The 22981-nt window shown below is 69.7% G+C and carries 19 protein-coding genes; 10 read left to right on the plus strand and 9 right to left on the minus strand.

Annotation, left to right across the window (positions count from 1 at the left end):
* The first annotated feature begins 16 nt into the window (after positions 1-16).
* The 8 genes from ddaH (at position 17) to FG385_RS04955 (ending at position 8794) form a co-directional block, all read left to right on the plus strand.
* Positions 17-847, plus strand: a complete 831-nt coding sequence (ddaH, locus tag FG385_RS04920; protein ID WP_235022391.1) for a dimethylargininase — start codon at positions 17-19, stop codon at positions 845-847.
* A 160-nt stretch (positions 848-1007) separates the two neighbouring features.
* Complete coding sequence (locus FG385_RS04925; RefSeq protein ID WP_139095383.1) at positions 1008-2246, plus strand: class I SAM-dependent methyltransferase; 1239 nt, start codon at positions 1008-1010, stop codon at positions 2244-2246.
* Positions 2243-3040 carry a glycosyltransferase family protein gene (locus FG385_RS04930; protein ID WP_139095384.1) on the plus strand — a complete coding sequence of 266 codons (798 nt, stop codon included), beginning with the start codon at positions 2243-2245 and terminating at the stop codon, positions 3038-3040. The genes FG385_RS04925 and FG385_RS04930 overlap by 4 nt, the downstream gene beginning before the upstream one ends.
* Positions 3041-3054: 14 nt before the next feature.
* Complete coding sequence (locus FG385_RS04935) at positions 3055-4065, plus strand: NAD-dependent epimerase/dehydratase family protein (RefSeq protein WP_139095385.1); 1011 nt, start codon at positions 3055-3057, stop codon at positions 4063-4065.
* Positions 4066-4074: 9 nt separating this feature from the next.
* Positions 4075-5376 carry an MATE family efflux transporter gene (locus FG385_RS04940; protein ID WP_139095386.1) on the plus strand — a complete coding sequence of 434 codons (1302 nt, stop codon included), beginning with the start codon at positions 4075-4077 and terminating at the stop codon, positions 5374-5376.
* Positions 5373-6311 (plus strand): glycosyltransferase family 2 protein, encoded by a 939-nt coding sequence (locus FG385_RS04945; protein ID WP_139095387.1) that lies wholly within the window; start codon positions 5373-5375, stop codon positions 6309-6311. Before FG385_RS04940 ends, FG385_RS04945 begins: the two co-directional genes overlap by 4 nt.
* Positions 6308-7477 carry a polysaccharide pyruvyl transferase family protein gene (locus tag FG385_RS04950; protein ID WP_200834320.1) on the plus strand — a complete coding sequence of 390 codons (1170 nt, stop codon included), beginning with the start codon at positions 6308-6310 and terminating at the stop codon, positions 7475-7477. The genes FG385_RS04945 and FG385_RS04950 overlap by 4 nt, the downstream gene beginning before the upstream one ends.
* A gap of 6 nt (positions 7478-7483) precedes the next feature.
* Positions 7484-8794: a glutamate-1-semialdehyde 2,1-aminomutase gene (locus FG385_RS04955; RefSeq protein WP_139095389.1), complete on the plus strand. Its 1311-nt coding sequence runs from the start codon at positions 7484-7486 to the stop codon at positions 8792-8794.
* Positions 8795-8817: 23 nt separating this feature from the next.
* On the opposite strand, the gene FG385_RS04960 is transcribed toward FG385_RS04955, so the two are convergent.
* A complete protein-coding gene (locus FG385_RS04960) occupies positions 8818-9447 on the minus strand; it encodes a phosphatase PAP2 family protein (protein WP_235022392.1) in 630 nt (209 codons plus the stop codon).
* 86 nt (positions 9448-9533) lie between these two features.
* On the opposite strand from FG385_RS04960, the gene FG385_RS04965 reads away from it, so the two are divergent.
* Together FG385_RS04965 and FG385_RS04970 are read left to right on the plus strand one after the other, a co-directional pair.
* Positions 9534-9791: a FitA-like ribbon-helix-helix domain-containing protein gene (locus FG385_RS04965; RefSeq protein ID WP_139095390.1), complete on the plus strand. Its 258-nt coding sequence runs from the start codon at positions 9534-9536 to the stop codon at positions 9789-9791.
* Entirely contained in the window at positions 9788-10180 is a 393-nt protein-coding gene (locus FG385_RS04970) for a type II toxin-antitoxin system VapC family toxin (protein WP_139095391.1), read from the plus strand. Before FG385_RS04965 ends, FG385_RS04970 begins: the two co-directional genes overlap by 4 nt.
* Before the next feature lie 58 nt (positions 10181-10238).
* On the opposite strand, the gene FG385_RS04975 is transcribed toward FG385_RS04970, so the two are convergent.
* From FG385_RS04975 to FG385_RS05010, 8 genes are read right to left on the minus strand one after another with little or no spacing between them, the layout of a single operon-like run.
* Positions 10239-11402, minus strand: a complete 1164-nt coding sequence (locus FG385_RS04975) for a glycosyltransferase (RefSeq protein WP_139095392.1) — start codon at positions 11400-11402, stop codon at positions 10239-10241.
* Positions 11399-12589: an O-antigen ligase family protein gene (locus FG385_RS04980; protein WP_407645455.1), complete on the minus strand. Its 1191-nt coding sequence runs from the start codon at positions 12587-12589 to the stop codon at positions 11399-11401. The genes FG385_RS04975 and FG385_RS04980 overlap by 4 nt, the downstream gene beginning before the upstream one ends.
* Position 12590: 1 nt before the next feature.
* A complete protein-coding gene (locus tag FG385_RS04985) occupies positions 12591-14087 on the minus strand; it encodes a right-handed parallel beta-helix repeat-containing protein (protein WP_139095393.1) in 1497 nt (498 codons plus the stop codon).
* Positions 14084-16009, minus strand: coding sequence for an alginate lyase family protein (locus FG385_RS04990; RefSeq protein ID WP_139095573.1), 1926 nt, complete (start codon positions 16007-16009; stop codon positions 14084-14086). Before FG385_RS04990 ends, FG385_RS04985 begins: the two co-directional genes overlap by 4 nt.
* Positions 16009-18177 (minus strand): bi-domain-containing oxidoreductase, encoded by a 2169-nt coding sequence (locus FG385_RS04995; RefSeq protein ID WP_139095394.1) that lies wholly within the window; start codon positions 18175-18177, stop codon positions 16009-16011. Before FG385_RS04995 ends, FG385_RS04990 begins: the two co-directional genes overlap by 1 nt.
* Positions 18174-20063 carry an asparagine synthase (glutamine-hydrolyzing) gene (asnB, locus tag FG385_RS05000; RefSeq protein WP_139095395.1) on the minus strand — a complete coding sequence of 630 codons (1890 nt, stop codon included), beginning with the start codon at positions 20061-20063 and terminating at the stop codon, positions 18174-18176. Before asnB ends, FG385_RS04995 begins: the two co-directional genes overlap by 4 nt.
* A 4-nt stretch (positions 20064-20067) precedes the next feature.
* Positions 20068-21579 (minus strand): Wzz/FepE/Etk N-terminal domain-containing protein, encoded by a 1512-nt coding sequence (locus tag FG385_RS05005; RefSeq protein WP_139095396.1) that lies wholly within the window; start codon positions 21577-21579, stop codon positions 20068-20070.
* Positions 21576-22880, minus strand: a complete 1305-nt coding sequence (locus FG385_RS05010) for a YveK family protein (RefSeq protein WP_139095397.1) — start codon at positions 22878-22880, stop codon at positions 21576-21578. Before FG385_RS05010 ends, FG385_RS05005 begins: the two co-directional genes overlap by 4 nt.
* Between the last annotated feature and the right edge of the window lie 101 nt (positions 22881-22981).

Consider the following 22981-nt stretch of genomic DNA (forward strand, 5'->3'; position numbering starts at 1 on the left):
GCCATAACGTTGAATCATGACCATACGGGTGCCGCTGACCCGCCGCTATCTCATGTGCCCGCCGCGCTACTTCGCCGTCGACTACGCGATCAACCCCTGGATGGATCCGTCGCAGCCGGTCGATGTCGCCCGCGCGCTGGCTCAGTGGACCGGGTTGCGCGACATTTACCGCCGCCTCGGCCACACCGTCGAGGAGATCGAGCCGCGGCCCGGCCTGCCCGACATGGTCTTCGCGGCGAACTCCGGCACCGTGATCGGCGGGCGCGTGCTCGGCTCCCGGTTCCGGGCGCGCGAGCGCGCGGGCGAGGCCGAGCATTTCCGGCGCTGGTTCGTCGAACACGGCTACCGCGACGTGATCATGCCGTCGCGGATCAACGAGGCCGAGGGCGACTTCGCCTGGACCGGCCGGATCCTCCTGGCGGGTACCGGGTTCAGGACCGATCCGGAGGCGCATGCCGAGGCGCAGGAGATCCTCGGCGTGCCTGTGCTGTCACTCCGGCTGGTGGATCCGCGGTACTACCACCTCGACACCGCGCTGTTCGTGCTGAGCGAGGAGACCGAGTCCGCGCCCGCGCGGATCGCGTACTACCCGCAAGCCTTTTCCGCCGGCTCGCAACGGGTTCTGGCGCGCCTGTTCCCGGACGCCGTGCTCGCCGGTGTCGCGGACGCGGAATGCTTCGGTCTCAACGGGGTGTCCGACGGGCGGAACGTGGTGCTGCCCGTCGAGGCGACCGCGCTCGCGGAGCGCCTCGCCGCGCAGGGCTATGAGCCGGTCCTCGTCGACATCTCCGAGCTGCGCAAGGCCGGCGGCGGACCGAAGTGCTGCACGCTGGAGATTCGCAAGTAACGAAATGCCGGCGGGACCGGTCGAATAATTTCCCTCATCGCAAAGGCGGCCGTCAGGTTTCATTTCGGGATCCGATCTCCCGCGCTGTAACAACATTCCCGGGCTCCCCGAATCAGGGGTATACGCACGTCGCGTTCGCGAGCCTAGGAGCCAACTGACGATGACCACGTGCCGACTCTGCGGTTCGACGAGCATGGAAAGCGTCGTCGATCTCGGAGCGACTCCGCCGTGCGAGCGGTTCCTCACCGCCGCCCAGCTGGACGAGCCGGAGATCACGTACCCGTTGCATTTACAGGTCTGCACCGGATGCTGGCTGGCGCAGATCCCGCCGTTGATCACACCGGAAGAAACGTTCACCGAGTACGCCTATTTTTCGTCCTATTCGGAATCGTGGGTCGAGCACGCGCGGCGATTCGTGGCGGGTGCCGTCGACCGGCTCGGGCTCGACCGTGATTCGTTCGTGGTCGAGGTCGCCAGCAACGACGGGTACCTGCTCAAACACGTTGTGACACAGGGGATCAGGTGTCTCGGTGTCGAGCCGTCGGTGAACGTCGGGCAGGCCGCGCGTGCGGCGGGAGTGCCGACGCTGACCGCGTTCCTGAACCCGGAGACCGGCGAGGCCGTTCGCGCCGAGCACGGCCCGGCGGACCTCGTCGTCGCCAACAACGTGTACGCGCACATCCCCGACGTCATCGGCTTCACCAGGGGCCTGCGGGCGATGGTCGCCGGCGACGGCTGGGTCTCGATCGAGGTACAGCATCTGCTGACGCTGATCGAGCAGAACCAGTACGACACCATCTACCACGAGCATTTCCAGTACTACACGGTGGAGTCGGCGCGGCGCGCGCTCGCGAGCGGCGGACTGTCCCTTGTGGACGTCGAGCTGCTGCCGACGCACGGCGGATCGATCCGGCTGTGGGCACGGCCGGCCGAGGTCGCGGGCGAACCGACGCGGCGGATGGCCGACGTGCTGGCCGCGGAGAAGGCGGCCGGGCTGCACGAACTCTCGGGCTACACCGAGTTCGCCGCGCGGGTCACGCGCGTGCGCCATGACCTGCTGAAGTTCCTGGTGGCAGCGGCCGAGGAGGGTAAGACCGTCGTCGGCTACGGCGCCCCTGGCAAGGGCAACACGCTGCTCAACCACTGCGGCATCCGGCCGGATCTGCTCGCCTATACGGTCGACCGCAACCCGTACAAGCACGGCCGGTTCACGCCCGGCACGCGGATCCCGGTGCTGCCGCCGGAGCGGATCGCCGCCGACCGGCCCGACTACGTGCTCGTGCTGCCCTGGAATCTCCGGGCGGAGCTGACCGAGCAACTGTCCTATGTCGACCAATGGGGCGGGAAGCTGGTGTTTCCCGTACCGCGTCTGGAGATCGTCGAGGGGAAGGCGTCGTGAAGGTCGTTCTGTTCTGCGGGGGATACGGCATGCGGATGCGCAGCGGTAGCCCGTCCGACGTGCCGAAGCCGATGGCCATGGTCGGGCCGAGGCCGCTGATCTGGCATGTGATGCGCTACTACGCGCACTTCGGGCACACCGATTTCATCCTGTGCCTCGGCTACGGCGCCCACCACATCAAGGACTTCTTCCTCAAGTACGAGGAGACGACCTCCAACGACTTCGTGTTGCGGGGCGGCAAGGCCGAGCTGCTCTCGACGGATATCTCGGACTGGTCGATTTCGTTCGTGCACACCGGGATCGAGTCGCCGATCGGCGAGCGGCTGCGGCGCGTGCGGGACTACCTCGACGGTGACGAGATGTTCCTGGCCAACTACGCCGACGTGCTCACCGACGCGCCGCTGCCGGAAATCGTCGATCGGTTCGAGCGCACCGACGCGGGCGCGTCGATGATGGTCGTGCCGCCGCAGTCCTCGTTCCACTGCGTCGAAATGGATGAGGGCGGGCTGGTCGGTTCGATCACCGCGGTCAGCGAGATGCCGCTGTGGGAGAACGGCGGGTATTTCGCGCTGCGCCAGGAGGTCTTCGACCATATTCCGCCGAACGGGGATCTGGTGGCCGACGGCTGTGGCGAACTGGCCAAACGCGGCCGCCTGCTGGCGTATCCGTACCGAGGGTTCTGGAAGCCCACCGACACCGTGAAGGAACGCTTCGCGCTGGACGAGGGCTACGCGCGCGGCGACCGGCCGTGGGCGTTGTGGGAGAACGACCGAGCCGCGGCGAGATCCGCGTGACTGGAGGGTCCCCGATGCGTGTGCTGCTCACGGGGCACAAGGGATATCTGGGTACGGTGATGGCGCCGGTGCTGGCCGGGGCCGGGCACGAGGTGATCGGTCTCGACTCCGGGCTGTTCGCGGACTGCCTGCTCGGACCGCGCCCGGAAACCCCGCCGGGCCACGAGATCGACCTGCGCGACATCACGCTCGAGCACGTCGCCGGGGCCGACGCGGTGATCCATCTGGCCGCGCTGTCGAACGACCCGCTCGGCGGGCTCGCGCCGGAACTGACCTACGACATCAACCACCGGGCCGCCGTCCGGCTCGCCCGGCTGGCCCGCGACGCCGGGGTGAAGCGCTTTCTCTACGCCTCGACCTGCTCGGTCTACGGCGCTTCCGGTGGTGACGAACTGGTCGGCGAGGACGCGCCGCTGCGCCCGGTCACGCCGTATGCGGAGTCGAAGGTCCGGGTAGAAGAGGACGTACACCGGCTCGCCGACGACGATTTCACGCCGGTCTACCTGCGCAACGCCACCGCGTTCGGGTACTCGCCGCGGCTGCGGGCGGACATCGTGCTGAACAACCTCGTCGGCCACGCGGTGCTGTCCGGGGAGGTCCGGGTGCTCTCCGACGGCACGCCGTGGCGGCCCCTGGTGCATGCGCGGGACATCGCGAACGCGTTCGCGGCCGCGCTCGTCGCGCCCAGGGAAGCCGTGCACGACAGGGCGTTCAACATCGGCACCGAGCGCAACAACGTGACGGTCGCCGAGATCGCCGGCGAGGTGGCTGAGGCGGTGCCCGGTTCGCGACTGGTGATCACCGGTGAGGCCGGGGCCGACCCGCGGTCGTACCGGGTCGACTTCTCACGCTTCCGCAAGGCGGTTCCCGAATTCGGCTGCGAATGGACCGTGAAGGCGGGCGCGCTCGAACTCGTGGCGGCGTACCAGAAGTTCGGGCTGACCCGGCGAGACTTCGACGAGCGTTTCACCCGCCTGGCGTGGCTGAAGAACGGCGCCGGGGTCGACGACACGCTGAGACGCTGAAGGTCTGGCATGTCGACGGCTATCGAAGGCCGGTCGCGCGGCGGCAAGCACCGGCGAAGATCGGCGCTGCGCGCCATGGCGGGGCGGCTCACCTGGGGGCTCGGTGACCAGGCGGTGTCCAGCCTCACCAACTTCGCGGTCGGGCTGTACGTCGCGCGCTCGCTCGGTGCGGCCGCGTTCGGGGTGTTCAGCCTCGCGTGGGTCACCTACGGCCTGGTCATCAACATCTCGCGGGGTCTCGGCACCGACCCGCTGATGGTCCGCTTCAGCGGCGTCGCGACCGATCTCTGGCGGGGAGCCACCGCACGCGCTGCCGGGACGGCGCTCGCGGTCGGCCTCGCCACGGGCGTGGTGTCCGTGCTCGCCGGCATCGCGATCGGCGGTCAGGTCGGGCTCGCGTTCGTCGGCCTCGGGCTCGTGCTGCCGTTCCTGATGGTGCAGGACGCATGGCGGTTCGCGTTCTTCGCCGCGGGGCAGGGACACAAGGCGTTCCTCAACGACGTCGTCTGGGGCGTCGCGCTCGCACCGGCGATGCTGCTCGCCGCGAAGAACGGCAGTGTGCTCGGGTTCGTGCTGGGATGGGGACTTTCCGGCGGGGTCGCGGCGATCTTCGGCTGCTTCCAGGCCGGCATCCTGCCGCGCCCGTCCGGCGTCGCCGGCTGGCTGCGGGACCATCGCGATCTGGGCATGCGGTACCTGGTCGAGAACGTCAGCCTCAGCGGCGCTTCGCAACTGCGGGCCTACGGGCTCGGCGGGATCGCCGGGCTGGCCGCCGTCGGCACGGTACGCGGGGCGGAGTTACTGGAGGGGCCGTTCCAGGCCGTCCTCATGGGACTGTCGCTGGTGACGGTCGCCGAAGCCGCGCGGGTGCTGCGCCGCTCACCGCGCCGGCTGCCGCTGTTCTGCCTCGTGCTGGGCACGGGCCAGGCCCTCGCCGCGCTCTGCTGGGGCCTCGCGCTGCTGTTTGCGCTGCCCGAGGTCGTCGGGGTGCACCTGCTCGGCTCGGTGTGGCCGATGGCGAAGGCGCTGATCCTGCCGGCCACGGTTTCGGTGATGGGGGCCAGTTTCTCGACCGGCGCGGCATCCGGGCTCCGGGCGCTCGGGCTCGCCCGCCGGAGCGTCCGTGTGCAGGTCAGCGCATCGGTGCTCTATCTGACCGGAGGGCTCGTCGGAGCCGTGTTCGGCGGGGCGCTCGGCTCCGCCTGGGGTGTCGCGATCGCCACCACCACAAGTTCCGCCATCTGGTGGGCACAGCTACGCGCCGGTATGCGCGAGCACACCCTTTCCACCGACGAGATGAGGACGTCATGACCCCGAGGTTGAGTGTGGGCCTCCCCGTCTACAACGGGGCGGAGTATCTGGCGGAGTCGCTCGATGCCCTGCTCGGGCAGAGCTTCGAGGACTTCGAGCTGATCATCTCCGACAACGCGTCCACCGACGGCACCGAGGAGATCTGCCGCACCTACGCGGCCAAGGACTCGCGCATCCGGTATATCCGGCTGCCGCAGAACATTGGCGCCGCGCCGAATCACAACTTCGTGTTCGACGAAGCCCGCGGCGAGTTGTTCAAATGGGCCTCGCACGACGATCTCTACGGCCGCGACCTGCTGCTGCGGTGCGTCGAGGCGCTCGACGAGCGGCCCGAGATGATCCTCGCCCACAGCTGGAACGCGATCATCGACGAGAACAGTCGCGTCACTCAGCCGTTCGACTACACGCTCCGGACCGATTCGCCGCATGCGCCGACCCGGTTCCGCAGCCTGCTGCTGGAACCCGGCGGGGACGATTTCTACGGCGTGATCCGGTCCGACGTGCTGCGCCGCGTCAAACCGCATAACAGCTACCACCATGCCGATCGCACGTTCGTCGCCGCCGTCACCCTCCAGGGGCCGTTCTTCCAGGTACCGGAGCTGCTGTACTTCCGGCGGGACCATCCGACGCGGGCCGAGCGGGCCAACCCGACGATGCGCAAGCGGTGCGCGAACCTCGATCCCAAGCGTGCCAACAGGTTCCGGCATCCGATGGTGCGGCTGCTCGGGGAGTACGTGCTCGGCTTCGCCGGCGCCATCCAGCGAGCGCCGCTGTCACCGGCGGATCGCCGCGACTGCTACCGGTACCTGGTCGAATGGCTGACCGCGCGGGCGCGGCCGGGGTCGGGCGAGCGCATCGAGGACCGGCCGCCGGTGGAGTTCACGGGATTCGACATCGACGCCGTGGTGCCGGGGCGCGAGGGGAGAGTGGCGTGATCCGGGTCGGGCTTTTCGGGTTGCTCGGTTCGGGCAATCTCGGTAACGACGGGTCGCTGGAGTCCGTCCTGCGGTTCCTGCGTGCCGAGCATCCGGAAGCGCGGCTGACCGCCTTCTGCGGCGGGCCGGACATCGTTTCCTCGCGCTACGGCATCGACGCGACGGCGCTGAACTGGTACGCGGGCGAATACCGGACCGCTTCGGGTGTGCGGGCGGTCGCCCTGAAGGGGCTGGGAAAGCTCGTCGACGTGTGGCGTACCGCGGCGTGGGTCCGCCGGCAGGACATCGTGATCGTGCCGGGCATGGGCGTGCTCGAAGCGACGCTTCCCCTGCGACCCTGGGGTTTCCCGTACTCGCTGCTGCTGCTCACGCTGGCCGGGCGGCTCTTCGGCACAAAGGTCGCGCTGGTGAGCGTCGGCGCGAACGTGATCGAGCACCGCGCGACACGGACGATCGTGAAGTCGGCCGGGCGGCTGGCCGCCTACCGATCCTACCGCGATGCGGGTTCACGCGAGTCGATGCGTGAGATGGGTGTGGACACTTCGCGGGACGAGGTCTACCCCGATCTCGTGTTCGCGCTGCCCGCGCCCCCGCCAGGGCACAGTACCGGCGTGGTCGGGGTAGGCGTGATGGCGTTCCGCGGCGGGAACGACGAGCGCGAGCGCGCCGAGCAGATCTATCGATCCTATGTGGACGGTATGAAGGGATTCGTGCACAGGCTGGTCGAGCAGGGCCGCCCGGTGCGGCTGTTCAGCGGTGACCAGGTGGACAGCCCGGTGGTGGACGAGATCCTGGCCGAGTGCGGGCCGCTGGTCAGCGCGTCCTCGGCGTCCTCTTTGGACGCGATCATGCGGGAGATGGCCGCCGTGGACTCGGTGGTGGCGACCCGGTACCACAACGTGCTGTGCGCGCTGAAGGCGGGCAAACCCACGATCTCGGTCGGGTACGCGGCGAAGAACGAGGAACTGATGGCCGGAATGGGGCTCGGCGAGTACTGCCTGCCCGCACGGAGCGTCGACGTCGACGAGTTGATCGAGCGGTTCATCGCGCTGGAACGCCGGTCGGACGGGATAAGCACGACGCTGGCCGAATGCAACGCGGCGGCAGGGCAGCGGATCAAGCACCAGTTCGCGGCACTGACAGCCGTGTTCGAGAAGTCGAGGTGATTGTTCATGGAGCCCGCGCTGACACGTTCGGCCGAGGCGAACCGGCGGCTGCACTCGCTGATCCCGGGTGGTGCCCATACCTACGCCAAGGGTGACGACCAGTACCCCGAGGGCATGGCGCCGGTCATCTCGCACGGCAGGGGCGCGCACGTCTGGGACATCGACGGGAACGAGTACATCGAATACGGCTCGGGGCTCAGGTCCGTGAGCCTCGGGCACGCGCATCCGCGGGTGATCGAGGCGGTGCGGCGGGAACTGGTGCGCGGCGCGAACTTCGTGCGCCCGAGCTACCGGGAAATCGAAGCGGCGGAACGGTTTCTCGCGACCGTGCCGACGGCGGAGATGGTGAAGTTCGCCAAGAACGGCTCGGACGTCACGACGGCAGCGGTACGGCTGGCGCGCGCCGCGACCGGCCGGACGCTGGTGGCCGTATGCCAGGATCACCCGTTCTTCTCCACGGACGACTGGTTCATCGGGACCACCCCGATGACCGCGGGAATCCCGCCGCGCACCTCGGAACTGACCGTCAAGTTCCCGTACGGGAATCTCGCCGCGACAGAAGAAGTCCTGCGCGGTCGTGACGTCGCGTGCGTGATCCTCGAGGCGGCGACGCACACCGACCCTCCGCCGGGGTATCTCGCCGGTCTGCGCGATCTCGCGCACCGGTACGGCACGCTGCTGGTCTTCGACGAGATGATCACCGGTTTCCGCTGGTCGGAGGCGGGCGCGCAGGGTTTGTACGGGGTGCGGCCGGATCTGTCCACGTTCGGCAAGGCACTCGGCAACGGGTTCGCGGTCTCGGCACTGGCCGGGCGGCGCGACGTGATGGAACAGGGCGGCCTGCGCGACTCGCGGGAGCGTGTGTTCCTGCTCTCGACCACGCACGGCGCCGAGACCCACGCGCTCGCCGCGGCCATGGCCGTGATGGAAACCTACGTCGAGGAAGGTATTTCCGCACGGCTGCACGCACTGGGCAACCGGCTGGCGGACGGGGTGCGCGCGGCGGCCGAGGGCATCGGGGTCGGGGAGCACCTACTCGTGCGCGGCCGGGCGAGCAACCTGGTCTTCGTGACCCTGGACGAGAACCTGCGCCCGTCGCAGCCTTACCGGACGCTGTTCCTGCGGCAGCTGATCGCGGGCGGCGTGCTCGGGCCGTCGTTCGTCGTCAGCAGCGCACTGTCCGATGAGGACATCGACCGCACGATCGACGTGGTGGCGAACGCGTGCGTCGTGTACCGCAAGGCGCTCGACGCCGGTGACCGGTCGGCCTGGCTGGACGGCCGCCCGGTGAAGCCGGTTTTCCGCCAGTACGCGTGAACGGGTAGCGCACCCGCTCCTTTTTACCTCCTGGCGGGGAAGAACCTGTCCACCGCCCAGGACGTCGGCGGGACCGCGGCCAGCGCGGTGCAGAAGCCGCCGAGGGCGTCGGTCGGGTAGTGGGCGCTGAGGGCGACCTCGGTCCACCCCATCACGGCCCCGGCCAGAAGCGCGACGCTCAGGACGAGCACCGTGCCCGCGGCGCCGCCGAGCCGCAGCCGGTCGGCGGCGGCCATGGCGACGATCAGCGCGAGCGTGGTCGCGAACGCGGTGTGACCGCTGGGGAACGACAGGTACCCGCCGTGGATCGTGCGGCCGACGATGGGTTTGAGCAGCGCCGTGGCGCCGACCGTCACCCCTGTCCCGGCGAGGACGAGCACCGCCGACCTTCGCCGCCCGGCGAGCCAGCATCCGCCGGTGAGCGCGGCCACCAGCAGTACGGCCCCGAGGGGCTCGCCGAGGAAGTCGATGACGAGCGCGATCCCGTACAGCGGCTGCTCCAGCCCGTCCCACGGCGCGACGAACTCGCCGCTGCTTTCGCCCGCGTACAACAGGCCTTGCGCGAGCACGACCAGCGCGGCGACCATCGCGGCCACGCCGAGCGGCAGGCGTAGCGACCGGGGCAGCGCCGGCGGCGCGGGCTTTTCGACCACACCCGTCGTGTCGCGCGGGGGCGATGCATCGTTTCACCGTACACGAAGACTTGACTATGAAGTCAGGATGACTGCAAAATGAAGTCATGAACGCAGTGCTCACCGTTCGGGACGTCCCCGATGACGTGAAGGCAGCCCTGGCTCGGGAAGCTCGTGCGCGCGGGCAGTCGCTGCAGGCCTTTCTGCTGGGGGTGCTCAAACGCCAGGCGGACTTCGCCTGGAACAAGGAGATCGTCGTCGAGATCGAGGGCGACCTGTCGGCCGGCGGAGGTGCGGAAAGTGACGCGCCGGACGCGGCCGAAATCCTGGCCGGGGCACGAGCCGAGCGCACCGGCGGAGCATGATCGTCGTCGACGCTTCGGTCCTCGCCAGCATGATGGTCTACGTCGACGAGCGTGGCCACAATGCCCGCGCGGTCCTGAGCCGGGATCCGGAGTGGGCGGCGCCGGAGCATTGGAAGGCCGAGGTGTTCTCGGTGCTCCGGGGGCTGACGTTGGGCGGCAAGATCAAGCAGGCGCTGGCCGCCCGTGCCGTCGGCCGGTTGCCGCGGCTTGGCATCGAGCATGTCCCGCTGGACGGGTTGTTGCCGCGGATGTGGCAGCTACGGCAAGCCATCGGCGGCTACGACGCGGCCTATGTCGCTCTCGCGGAGGCGCGAGATCTCACGCTGACCACTTCGGACAAACGCCTCGCCCGCGCGGCGACCGCCTTCTGCCGCGTCGAACTGGTGTGAGCGCCCTGTGTCAAGCGGCCTGCTGTGGGCCGTGTCTTCCCCAAGTCCACCAGTGAGTTCAGCCGATCGCCGCCTCGTAGCCTGCGATCAGGCGGTCCAGCCCCACGGACGGGGTGAAGTCCTTCTCATACCGCACCCGTGCCGTCTCGCCCAGCTCGCGGTTCCAGGCCGGGGCGACGATCCGGCGCAATGCGGCGGCCAGCGACGAGGCGTCGCCCGGGGCGTGCAACAGGCCAGTCGCCTCGGGCTCGATGAGTTCGGGGAAGGCGCCGTGCGCGGGCGCGACGGCGGGCACCCCGGCGGCCATCGCCTCCACGACGACCAGGCCGAAGGCCTCAAGCCACACCGAAGGAACGACCACGGCCGAGGCCCGCGCCAGCAGGGCCTGGCATTCGGCCTTCGTGCGCAGGCCCAGGTAGTGCACGTCGCGCCGCCCCGCGGCCCAGTCCGACACCTCGTCCGAAAGCGGACCGGTCCCCGCCAGCACCAGCGGGATGTCCATCTCCGCGCGGGACCAGGCCGTCATCAGCAGCCGGACGCCCTTCTCTTCGGTCATCCGCCCCAGGTAGAGCACATGCTCACCCGGCAGTTCGCGGCGCACCGGCGGGTCCTCGACGAAGTTGTGCTTCACCACCAGGCTCTCCGCGGGCATCCCCGCCGACACGAGCAACTCCCGCTGCGCGCCGGAGATGCAGAAGAACCGCGAAACCCCGGTCCACCAACGGGCCCGGTTCAGCGCGGTCGACACGGCCATCGGCACCGTCGCCGCGCGCGAGCCCCGATAGCACCCGTGCCGCACCGCGGGCAGGGGCTGACCGCCGACGCACGAGGTGCACACCCGCCCGTCGCGGTACAGGGTGCCGGGCGGGCAGACCATGCCGTAGTTGTGCAGCGTCGCCACGGCCGGCACGCCGGCATCCGTACAGGCGGCGACCACCGAGGGCGACAGCAGCGGGAACGTGTTGTGGATGTGCACGACATCCGGCCGGTCCGCGCGCAGCCGCGTGGCCAGTTCCGTCCGCACGGCCGCGTTCCACGGCACCCGCAGGGGTACGGAAACCCTACCCACCAAGGACATCGAGGCGATGTCGTCGCTGCGCCGCTCGAACAGGCCGACTTCGTGCCCGGCCTCGTGCAGGAGCGAGACCTCCTGGTCGACCACGTTGTTCTCGCCGCTCGGCTGCTCCGACCGGTAGCGGTTGTGCACGACCAGGACTTTCACGCGGTCGCCTTACGGGCGAGCAGCGAGCCCGCCACCGCCAGATGCAGCAGATACGGCGAGGCGTCGCCGAGCCCGGCCTCGGTGTAGGAAGCCGAAACGCAGTACACGATCAGGAAGATCGCGCACGCCCGTTCGACCGAAGGTGGCCGCAGCGCGGCGACGCCCGCCAGCACCAGCAGGAACGCCGCGACGAGCGCGCAGCCGACCAGCCCCTGTTCGTGGAACACCGCGAGCCAGCTGTTGTCGATCGGCAGCCCGGCGTACGACTTGTCACCGAGGCCGACGCCGAACAGGTTTTCGCCCACCGTGCGCGGCGCCTCCAGCAGCGCGTCCCACACCTTCGCGCGCCCGGTCAACGTCGAGAAGTTGTCCTCGGTCTGCCCGCGCAGGAACCACGCCTGCAGCAGGGACCCCAGCGCGATCGCCGCGACCGCCGCGACCAGCGCGAACCAGGTGAACACCTTCCGCGCCCGGGAATTGGTCAGCCACAACGAGAACAGCGCCACCAGCAGGGCGATGATCAGGCCTATCGTCGCGGTACGGGTGTGGGTGAGCATGAGCAGCACGATCGCCGGGACCGTCACGATGAGCGCACTGCGCCGGTCGACGCGCTTGCCCAGCCACAACAGGAGCGTGAGCCCCGCGACGACCGCCGCGTACTGGCCGATCTGCGGCGGGGTCAGCGGCCAGAGCGCGCCCGTGAGGCGCCCGCCGTAGATGTCCGGCAATGCCTTGCCCGGCGCGACCACGAGCCCGATCGCCACGGACACCAGCACCACGGCGTAGCCCTTGATGTGGAACCGCACGAAGTTCGTGCTGCCGTTCCACCAGCGCGTGAGCAACCACAGCGTGCCGATGAACATCGCCAGCCGGAAGCAGCGGAACAGCGCGCCGAGCCCGGACTCCAGGTGCAGGCTCGACAGGATGCTGACCACCAGCAGCAGGCTGAGCAGCAGCAGGTACGCGCTCGGGCGGATGCGCAGCTTCAGATTCGCCAGCAGCGCCAGCGCGAACGCGATGACCAGCGCGCCCATCGTGACCAGTTGGATCACCGACCGCGGCAGCGGGATGACGGTCTGGGCGCCGGTCGAGCCCAGCGTGTTGAGGATCAGCAGCCCCCAGGCCACCGCGGCCGCACGCGGTGTGCTTTCCGTGGTGGCCTGTGGTTCGACCCGAGCCAGCGCCACGTCAGCCTCCCCTGGTGAACGTGCTGCCCTGGTCCTGCTTCCGGGCCTGCTGCCACGTGCGGGAGTCCAGGACCTGGCTCGTGTCGTGGACGACGAAGGTCCACGGGCCGGTGTAGGTGTTGTCATGCCACTGGTTGTGCTGGTCCGACGTGATGGCGTCCGCGATCGTGTCGCCCTTGTACGGCGACCAGTCCGGGTATGTCCCGTAGTTCGACAGTTCCGCCATCCGCCCGCAGGTCACCTGGCAGTGCACGACGGCAGGGTCCAGTTCGAACCGGTTGTCGTGGATGTCCACGTTCTTCGTCTTCCACCGGCAGTCGCTGCGGAGCGGTTCGGTCGCGATCCCGGGCTGCGCGCATCTCGCCGGATCGGGCTGGACGAGCGTGCAGACGCCGGACGAGGTGTTCGCGGGGCTGTTGCAGAACCGGTCGGCGTTCTCCCACAGCGTGATCCCGGACCAGTTGTCCTGCAACACGTTCCCGGAGATCTCGAGCTTCGCCGTCCGCGCTCGCACCTGCGGTTCGCCGCCGGACTCGGAGATGTAGATCGCCGCGACCGGGAAGTCGTCGCCGCGGCTGGCGTAGCGGCGGCCGTCGACCCAGTTGTTCCGGCGGATCGTGTTGTTGCGGATGGTCGCGTTGTAGCTGGTCTCGTACTCGATCGCGGGGCCGTCGTTGTTCTCGATGAGGTTGCCTTCGATGAGGAAGTCGTTGTTGTTGGTGTCGGCCCACAAGCCGGCGCCGCGGTTGTCGTGCACCCAGTTCCCGCGGATGTCCGCGCCGTCCACCGCCCAGAACTTGACGCCGCCGGTGCAGCCGCAGCCTTCGATCTTGTTCTCCCAGTCACCGGTGTTGTTGCCGGTGATCTCGTTGCCTTCCACGACGAGCCCGGTGATCGTGCCGTCGCCCTTGTACGCGTTCATGCCGTACTGGCCGTTGTCGCGCAGGCAGTTGCCGCGCACCTGCTGGCGGGCCCCGGCCATCAGCGCGGCACCGTCGTTGCGCTGCACGGTGTCGTACTCGATGACCCAGCCGTCGCCCGAGTCGTGGTTCACCACGCCTTCGTCGTGTGGTGCCGCGAAGTTCTGCACGGTCAGATGCCGGATCCCGACGTTCGACGCGTGCCCGGTGAAGGCGTACTGGTTCACCCTCCCGCCATCGAGGATCGCTCCCGGTGCGCCGACATACTGATCGCCGTCCTTGGGCGCGATCTGGTCGAACTTCCCGCTGCCGAGCCGGTGGGTCCCGGGGGCGAGCCAGAACGTCGTGCCCGCCGGGCTCGACTTCGTCTTGGCCACCAGATCGCCGGCCACCTTCGGATCCACCGTCACCGCTCCGGCCGGGGCGGATGACGGGCCCGAGGGCTGCTTGTCGCAGACCGCCGCCGCGGGCGGGGTGACCGGCGCCGGGGGCGCGGCGGCCGGGTTGTCCTCAGTGGACGGAGAGCACGCGGCGAGCACCAGCAGCGGGCACCCCAGGAGGGCCCAGCGGATCTTCATGGCGGCGGAACCTCCCCGGCTTCGAAGCGGAGCACGGTGGACAGCAAGCGGGCCGATCCGGTGCCGACCAGTGTCGTGGCGGGCTCCTTGCGGCCGAACCCCGGCGAATACCAGCCCAGCGGCGGCCGTTCCGAGCCACGGTGCATGGCCCAGGTCAGCTCCTCCGGGAGTTCGAGCACCGCCGAGCCCCCGTCCCAGCTCAAGCGAGCCGTGCTGCCGTCCAGGTCGGCCGTCACCGCGGGGCCGAGATGGAAGGCGAGCCGGGTGCGATGCCGCCGCGCGCTGACGACCTCGTCGGCGATGTGCAGTTCGGCTTCGGCGAGCCGCACCCAGCGGCGGTGCACCGCCGGTTCGTACCCGTCGTGCTCGGCCGACCAGCTCTCCGGTCCATGGGTGAGCACGCGGCTGCGCGCGTGCCGCGTCCACATGAAGGGGCCGCCGGACGTGGACTGGTCGCGATCGTCCAACTGCAGCGTGTTGTGGCCGAGGGTGGAACGGAAGTAGGACCGCCACTCGGGCTGGCCGTGATAACAGAACGTACCCGGGTCCGCGAGGATGTCGACACCGTCGCGGCGCACCTCGACCGAAAGCGCGTCGGCGTGGGCATGGGCGGCGATCGACAGGAACCCGTGCGGACCACCGTCGCAGCGGCACCAGATCTCACCGTCACGCAGGATGGTCAGCCCGGCGTCGTCGAAATGGTTCTGGCGTTCCTCCGGGCGCGGCTCGGGCACGGCGACCTTTCCGGTCAACGACGCCAGCAGGGTGGTCCGGACGTCGGACCGCGGCACTTCGGGCCACCAGGCGGCGCGGCCGAACAGTTCTTCGCCGGTCGCCAGCAGCGAGGCCCAGCGGTGCACGCCGTCGCCGTCGACGATCAGGCCGTACCCGTCGTCGGCGTCGCCCTGCCGTGGTGGGCGCAGCTTGTCGTCCACAATGGATGCCAACGCGTCCGTCATCCGCAGCAGGATCCGCCAGGTCGAGTCCGGCACCGGGGTGCCGGCGGCCTCGGCCTCGGCGGCCGCAGCGAGCCCCAGTTCCAGTACCAGACCGTGGTACTCCGTCGCCAGCTCGCGGTTCAGGCCCGAGTCGAAGGTGTTCCGCGCCAGGTGTTCGTCGAGCGAGTCCGTCGCCCGCGCGCGCCACATCGTCGATTCGGGGAACCAGCCGAACGCGCACGACGCGGCGAGTTGCCCGGCGGACTCCGCGATGACGTGGTTGTTCGCCGAGGAACCCCGGCTCGGGAACGCGGCGAGCCAGCGCTGGTGATGCCAGATCTGGTGCAGGGCCTCGGGATTGTCCTCGAACAGCCCGGGCGCGCCCGGCCAGGCGTCGAGCAGGCGGCGGGTCCACACCCAGGACAGCAGCCGGATGCCCAGTTCGATCCCGCTGACCCAGTGCACCCCGCGCAGCGGTGGGTTGGCCGCCCACCACGACTTCAGGTGGTCCGCGACGCGTTCGGCGTAGGCTTCCTCGCCGGTGAGCGCGTACGCCATGGCGAGCACGGTGAGGTGCTGGTGCCGCGACGGTTCCCAGATCTGCTTGATGTCCCCGACCACGTCCTCGTTCCGGTACGGGACGTCGAACGAGTACACATCGGACGGTGCGCGCCGCCCCGTCTTCGGGTCGAACGACCAGTCCGGGCCGGTCATGTCGTCGCGGCGCACACCGAAGTACTCGGCGTGCCCGTCGAGCAGGCGGCTCGCCTTGGCGATCACCGCGGCGGCGGCTTCCGCGGGTACGGCGTCGAGCGCGTTCGCGGGTAGCGGCGTGGTGAAGTCCCGGTGGGCCAGCCACGCCGCCTCGCTCGGCATCGCCGCGACGCGCCGCCACCGCCGTTTGCGCACCACATCGCCGGCGCGGCCCCGAATCTCCTGCCCACCCATCCGGGACAACCGCCGCACATACCAGCCGGGACCCATCATGACGGCACCTCGATTCGTACCGGAACACCCGTGGCGAGGCTGGTCTGCGCGGCCAGCGTGGCCAGGGTGGTCGAGACCAGTGAGCGGAGCGGGATCGGCATGGCGCCGCCGGTGGCGACGGCCTCGACGAACGCGTCCAGTTCGGCCTTCTGCCCCTTGTCACGGCCCTTGGGCAGGCGTGGGCTCGACCACTTCTTGCGCGAATACACCGCGGCCCGCAGGAAATCGTCGAACTTGAGCACCTTGCCGTCGCCGAGCAGGTCGATGGTCTCCTTCTGGAACCCGGTCGAACCGCTGGCGACGTAGGAGATCGTGGCCGTCGAGCCGTCCGGGTAGCGCAGGAAGACCTGCTGATCCCTGGTGCCGCACGCGTACACCGCGACGGGGTCGGTGTCGAGCAGCCAGCTGACGGTGTCGATGAAATGCCCGCCTTCACCGGCGAACCTGCTGCCTTCGGTCTCGGCCTGGTTGTACCAGCTGCCGTGTTCGAGCTGCCCGGCATTGACCAGGTACCGCACGGACGCGGGCCCGACGCGCCTGCCGAACTGTGCCTTCGCCTCGTGCAGCAGCGGTGCGAAGCGGCGGTTGAACCCGACCTGCAGCCGGTCGTTGCCGGACTCCTCGATCGCCGCGAGGATCTTGCCGACCTCGGCCTCGGTGAGGGCGAGCGGCTTTTCGACGAACACCGCCTTGCCGGCGAGCAGCGCGCGCCGGGTCAGCTCCGCATGCGAACTGTGCCGCGTCACGACGAACACCGCGTCGATCGACGAGTCGTCCAGGAGGCTGTCGACGTCGGTGGTCGCCTCGCCGAACCCGAACTTGCGGCAAGCGTTGGCCCCGGACAGCGCGGACGTCGTCGCGACTCGTTTCAGTTCGACGTCGTCCCGGTCGGCCAGATGCGGCAACAGCATCGACGACGCGTAGTTCCCCGCGCCGATGAACCCGACCCGCACCCGGCCCATCGGATGCGTGTTGCGCGCGGGCGAGGGGACCGGCGCCGAGGCCACGGTCGGTTCCGCGACTCTCGCGGCCTCTGGGGCATACCGGAACAGGACGGCCACCGCCTTCAGTTCACCCTCGTTGAGGCTCTTGTACGTCTCGACCGCCGTCGAAAAATCCGCGACATGCGTGATCAGCGGTTCGACGTCGATCCGGCCGCGCGCGGCGAGGTCCAGGAAGCATTCGATATTGCGGCGCTCGGTCCAGCGGACGTAGCCGATGGGATAGTCGCGGCCGTCCAACTCGTACGACGAATCGTAGCGGCCGGGCCCGTAGGAGCGGGAGAACCGGACGTCCAGTTCCTTTTCGTAGTAAGCATTCCACGGCAGATCGAGCCGGCATTTGCCGATGTCGATCACGCGCCCGCGGTCGCGCGAAAGCCGCGCGGCCAGCTCCACCGGCTCGTTCGTGCTCCCGCCGGCCGCCAGGTACACCTGGTCGACGCCGTACCCGCCGGTCAGCTCCGCGACCGCGGCTTCGATGGTCGACGAACCCGGCGCGCCGCAGACCGCGGCGCCGAGCTTCTCGGCCAGTTCGCACCGGCCCGGATCGGGGTCGACGCCGAGGACGCGTACACCGGAAGCCGCGAGCAGTTGCACGACGAGCTGCCCGATCAGGCCGAGCCCGATCACCAGCGCGACGTCGCCAAGCTGCGGTTCGCCGCGGCGGACCCCTTGCAGCGCGATGGAACCGACCGTGCCGAACGCGGCCTGCCGCGGGTCGAGCCCGGCGGGCACGCGCGCGTAGAGGTTCTTCGGCACCCAGTTCAGCTCGGAATGCAGCGCGTGCTCGTTGCCCGCGCACGCGACCAGATCACCGACCGCCACATCAGCAGGGTCTCCGCTCCCGGCTCCTATTTCCTCTACTACACCGGCGAGCGAATAGCCCAGCGGCGTATAGGAATCGAGCTTGTTCATCACCTTGCGGTAGGTCGCGGCGACCCCGTTCGTGGCGACGCTCTGCACGACCTTCGCGACCTGGTCGGGGCGCGAGCGGGCCTTGCCGACCATCGACATGCTCGCCTCGGACACCTTCATCAGCTCGGTCCCCGTGGAGATCAGCGAAAAGGCCGTCCGCACCAGTACCCCGCCCGGTTTGCAGGCCGGTGTTTCGACGTCGAGGAGCGCGAGCTCCCCGCTCTTGTAGTTCTGCACAACCTGCTTCACGACGCTCCTTGGGAAGTTGCGCTGCGGTACCAGTACTCGAGGGTCAAGATGTGCCACAGGTGTTTCGACCGGTCCTGCTGCCCGGAGGCGTCCTCTTCGACGAGCCGTCGCAAGGCGTCCTGCCGCAGGAAGCCCGAGCGCACGAGCACGCCGTCGTTGACGACTTCACGCATCAGCGGTGCGAGGTCCCGGCTCATCCACGCCCGCAGCGGTGCGCTGAACAGGCCTTTCGGCCGGTACACGATCTCGCGTGGCAGGGTCGCCGTCGCCGCTTCCTTCAGCGCGGCTTTCCCTTGCCGCCGCACGATCTTCCGGTTACCGGGGATCGCGAACGCGGCCTTGACCACCTCGACGTCCACGAACGGCACCCGCACCTCGGTGGAGGCCGCCATGCTGGACCGGTCGGTGTAGGCGAGGTTCAACCCGGGCAGGAACAGCCGCGCGTCCGCGAGGCACATGCGGTTGACGAAGTCGTTCAGCCGGTTGTCCTGGTAGGTGTCCGCGTGCTCGGTGAGCACCTCGTCCACCATCGGCGCGAGGTCCGGGTCGAGCAACCCGGCCAGCTCGGCGCGGTCGTACATGGTGTAGCTGCGCCGGAAAGCGGTTTCTTCCGGCAGCTCGGCGAAGGACAGGAAGCGCTTCGCGAACCGCACGGTCCGGTACCCGCGCTTCGCCGTCGCCACGGGCATCCGATCCACAATGGACTCCACCGATCGTCGGATCGAGCCGGGCACACGCTGGTAGCGCAGCGCCAGCAGGTTCGCCAGATGCTTGCGGTACCCGGCGAACAGTTCGTCGGCGCCCATCCCCGACAGCATCACCTTCACCCCGGCTTCGCGGGCGGCGCCGCAGATGAGGAACGTGTTGATCGCCGCCGGATCGCCGATCGGCTCGTCGAGGTGGTAGGTCATCCGCGGCAGCAGGTCCAGCACCTGCGGTGCGATCTCGATCTCGTGCAGGTCCACGCCGAACCGCGCGGCGACCTGCCGGGCGTAGCGCAGATCGTCCGGCATCGCCTCGAACTTGGCGTCCTCGGCGCGGAAACCGATGGTGTAGGCGGAAATTCCGGGCTGATGTTTCGCGGCGAGCGCGGTCAGGTAACTGGAGTCGAGCCCGCCGGAGAGGAAGGTCGCGACCGGGACGTCGGAGAGCAGGTGCTTGCGCGTCGAGTCCTCGACCACGGCCGCGAGGTCCGGGAACGGCGCCTCGGCCGCTTCGGCCGCGACATCGCGGATCGACCAGAAGCGGCCGCGATCGATCTTGCCGTCCCGGCGCATCCGTAGCCAGGAGCCAGGCGGCAGTTTCTCCGCCTCGCGAAAGGCGCACCGCGCGTCCGGCACCCAGTAGTACAGCAGCGAAGCGATCATCGCGGCGTCGTCGACGTGCAGATCGGTCAGTTCGGTGGAGAGTGCCTTCAGTTCCGACGCGAAGACCAGGCCGCCGCCGCGCCGGACCAGGAACAGCGGTTTGATGCCAAGCTGGTCGCGCGCGAGGGTGAGGTCACCTGTGCGCTCGTCGAACACCGCGAACGCGAACATGCCGCGCAGCCTCGGCAGGCAGCCGGTGCCCCAGCGGCGCCAGGCCTCCAGCAGGACTTCGGTGTCCGACGTGCCGCGGAACCGCACGCCCGCCGACTCCAGTTCGGCCCGCAGTTCCGGCGCATTGTACAGCTCGCCGTTGTAGGTCAGCGCGAGCCCGCCGGCGACCATCGGCTGCGCCCCGGTCTCGGACAGGTCGATGATCGAGAGCCGACGGTGTCCTAAATGGACGTCGCCGTGATCGTAGCGACCCTGCCCGTCCGGCCCGCGATGGGCGAGCGTCTTGGTCAGCCGGTCGGTCAGCGGCCCGCCATCGGGCCACCGCATCGCGCCCGCGATCCCGCACATCGGTTCAGTCCTCCTGCGAACCGACCGGCACGAACTGCCTCGTCGGCAGGCCGGACGAGCTGTCCGGGTCACCGCCGGCGCCAGAGCCGTTTCGGGCGACCGGTGCGAGCCGGCGGGTCGCGTCCGACCGCTGCGCCGGAAGCGCGCGACCGCGCAGCGCCGTGTGCAGGGCGTCCCACAGGGTCCCGTCGGTGCGGTCCTTCGGATCCGGATCGACCAGGACGATGCCGATCACCGCGATGTGGCAGTCCGCCAGTTGCCGCGCCACCGTATGCAGCCACGTGGTGTTCGCGTACCCGGCACGCACGACGAGCACGGTTTCGGTGCCCAGATGCGCGAGGTCGGTCCACGCCGTGCCCGGCCGCACCGAGCCGACCCCGAGCCGCAGCTCTCCGGGCTGGGCGGGCGGCAGGACGACCCCGCCGTCGACGATGGAGAACTTCACCTCGCCGGCCGCGGCTCGCACCGCACCGTCCGGCGAGCCGTCGATCACCGTCGTCCGGTCCGGGAGCGCGGCCGCGATGTCCAGGGCCAGCCGCGCGGTGGTCCCGGGTGCGCCGAGTTCGAGCAGCGACACCGTGCCCCGGTCGTCGTGGACGAGCCGGACCAGCGTCGCGGCCACCCGTTTCCGCGCCGTGCCGGTCCGGCGCTTCGGGAGCTGTGCGATGACCGAGGCGCCGAGGTTCGCCGAGATCTCGCGGCGCAACACCGGCCGGTCGCGCACGACAGCGGTCATCGCGGCCAGCGCGAGCCCGAGCACGAGACCCAGCAGGAGCCCGATCCCACCGTCGGTGGCGGCGGTCTTGAGGACCGAATTCGGAACGAGGCGCGGCGCATCCACGATCCTGGTGCCGGCCGCGATCTGCGGGGAGCCGATGCCCGCCTGCTGTGCCTGCGTGTCGAGGTCGGAGATCTTCGAGGTCAGGTCCGCCCGCCGGCTGTAGAGCGACTCCAGTGAGGTCGCGTTGGCCCGGCTGCCCCGCGCGCTCTCGGTCGCGATCTGCGAGTCGACCTGGTTCAGCTCGGTCTGCGCCTGGTTGCGCTGGTTGACCAGGGCCTGGGCTTCGGCGTCGGCCGACGCCTGTGCGCGCTGGACGTGGTCGGCGACGAACGTGTCCGCCAGCGCCTTTGCCTTGGCCGTCGCGTCTGCGGCGCTGGTGCCCTCGACGCTGATCTGCATGACGTTGTTGGTCAGCCCGAGTCCCTGGTACTCCTTCATGAAGTCCTCGCTGGACTCCTTGCTGTGCAAGGACTTCAGCGCCGCGTCGGCGATGTTCGAGCTGCCGAGGACGGCGACGTCGGTGCGCATCAGCGTCCCGGAGTCGGTGGGCGAGTCGTCGGCGTGGATCACCAGCAGCTTGGTCACCGCCGTCGGCGGGGCGGGGAGCACGACGGCGACCGCGATGCCGGCGAGCAGGCCCAGCAGCGCGGCCGAGAGCCACATTCGGCGGCGCCGCCGGACGGTGGTGATGAGTCGTTGAAGGTCGACCAGGGGCGTGGAAGTGGTGGTGGTCATGAGCCTGCCATCTCGACTTCGGGCTGCTGGATGGTCGCGGTACGAACGGGCTGGGTGAGCACGGCGCCGAGGACTTCGTGGCCGGCATCGGCGCAGGCTTCGGCGATGCCGACGAGCTCCCACGCCGTCCGGGTGCCGGCGGTGAGGACGACGAGCGCCCCGGCCGCCAGCGCGTCTTCGGGCACGATCGGGCGCTCCGGCGAGACATCGACGACGCGCAGCGTCCGGGAACCGGCGGCCGCGACGAGGTGCGTGACCGCGCGGTGCGCGGGCGCGTCCCCCTCGGGGACGAGCACCAGCACCGGACGGGACGCGTCGAGGCGGGTGATCACTCGCCGGTAGCGGGCTTCCCGGCTGGGTTCGTCGGCGGAAGCGGTGAGCTCGGGCAGGTCCCACGGCCGGTCGGTGCGGACCAGCCGCCGAAGCCGTGCGCCCAGGCCCGGCGCGGTTTCCGGTTGCTGCTCGGGAACGTCGACGCTGCCGAGCACTGTGGAGCCGAGTGCGGCGCCGATCTCCCGCTCGTCACGAAGCCGCTTGTCCGTGCGCGCGGCGAGCAGCTGCCCGAACACGCCGATCAGCACGAAAAGCGCAGCTCCGCCCGCGACCAGCTGGGTGAACGTCGGGGCCGCCTGGCCGGTCGGGCGCTCGGCCGAGCCGAGCACGACCATCTTGGCCGCGCCCGCCGCGGCGTCGGCCTGGTTGAGGTTGTTGATCGCCTGCTCCAGCGAGGTCCGGAGCCCTTGGAGCTGGGTGCGCGCCTGCACGCTTTCCACCGTCAGGCCGCCGTCCACCTGCTGGGCGAGCTGGCTGACCTGCTGGGTGGCGACGGTGACCTGCTGCCGCAGGGCTTCCCGCTGTTCCTGGGCGATCTGCGCGGCCGCGTCGGTCGAACCGCTGATCAGCTGGGCGGAGTACCGGACGAACTCGGCCGCGACCTTGTCGGCGAGTTGCTGCGCTCGCTCCGGGCTGTCGGCCGACGCGCTGATCGTCACGATGTTGCCGTTCGAGACCGTGGCGGACACCTTGTCGTGCAGTTCGGCGCCAGTGGTCTGCCAGCCCAGCCCGCCCGCCGCGCGGTCGAGGACCACCGAACTCGTGGCGACCTGCGCTTCGGTGAGCAACTCGTTGGCCTCGCGGGGGCCTTGCAGCAGGACATTGGACGTGGTCCGGTATCCGGGGGAGAACAGCAGCGAAGCACCTGCGCCGACGAGTCCCCCCAGCACGGCGAGGGCGATGAGGAACCGCCAGCGCCGGCGCACCAGCCGCCCGACGGCGGACAGGTGCACAGTTTCATCACTCAACGCGGATTCTCCCCTCGAAAGAAATTCGGCCCGGTTCGCGCGATAGGCTTTCACCAACTTCGTCGCGACGTTTCCCCCGTTGGTTACAGGGCCACCCGCGT

The sequence above is a fragment of the Amycolatopsis alkalitolerans genome (genome assembly GCF_006152065.1).
In the GTDB taxonomy this organism is placed as follows: domain Bacteria; phylum Actinomycetota; class Actinomycetes; order Mycobacteriales; family Pseudonocardiaceae; genus Amycolatopsis_E; species Amycolatopsis_E alkalitolerans.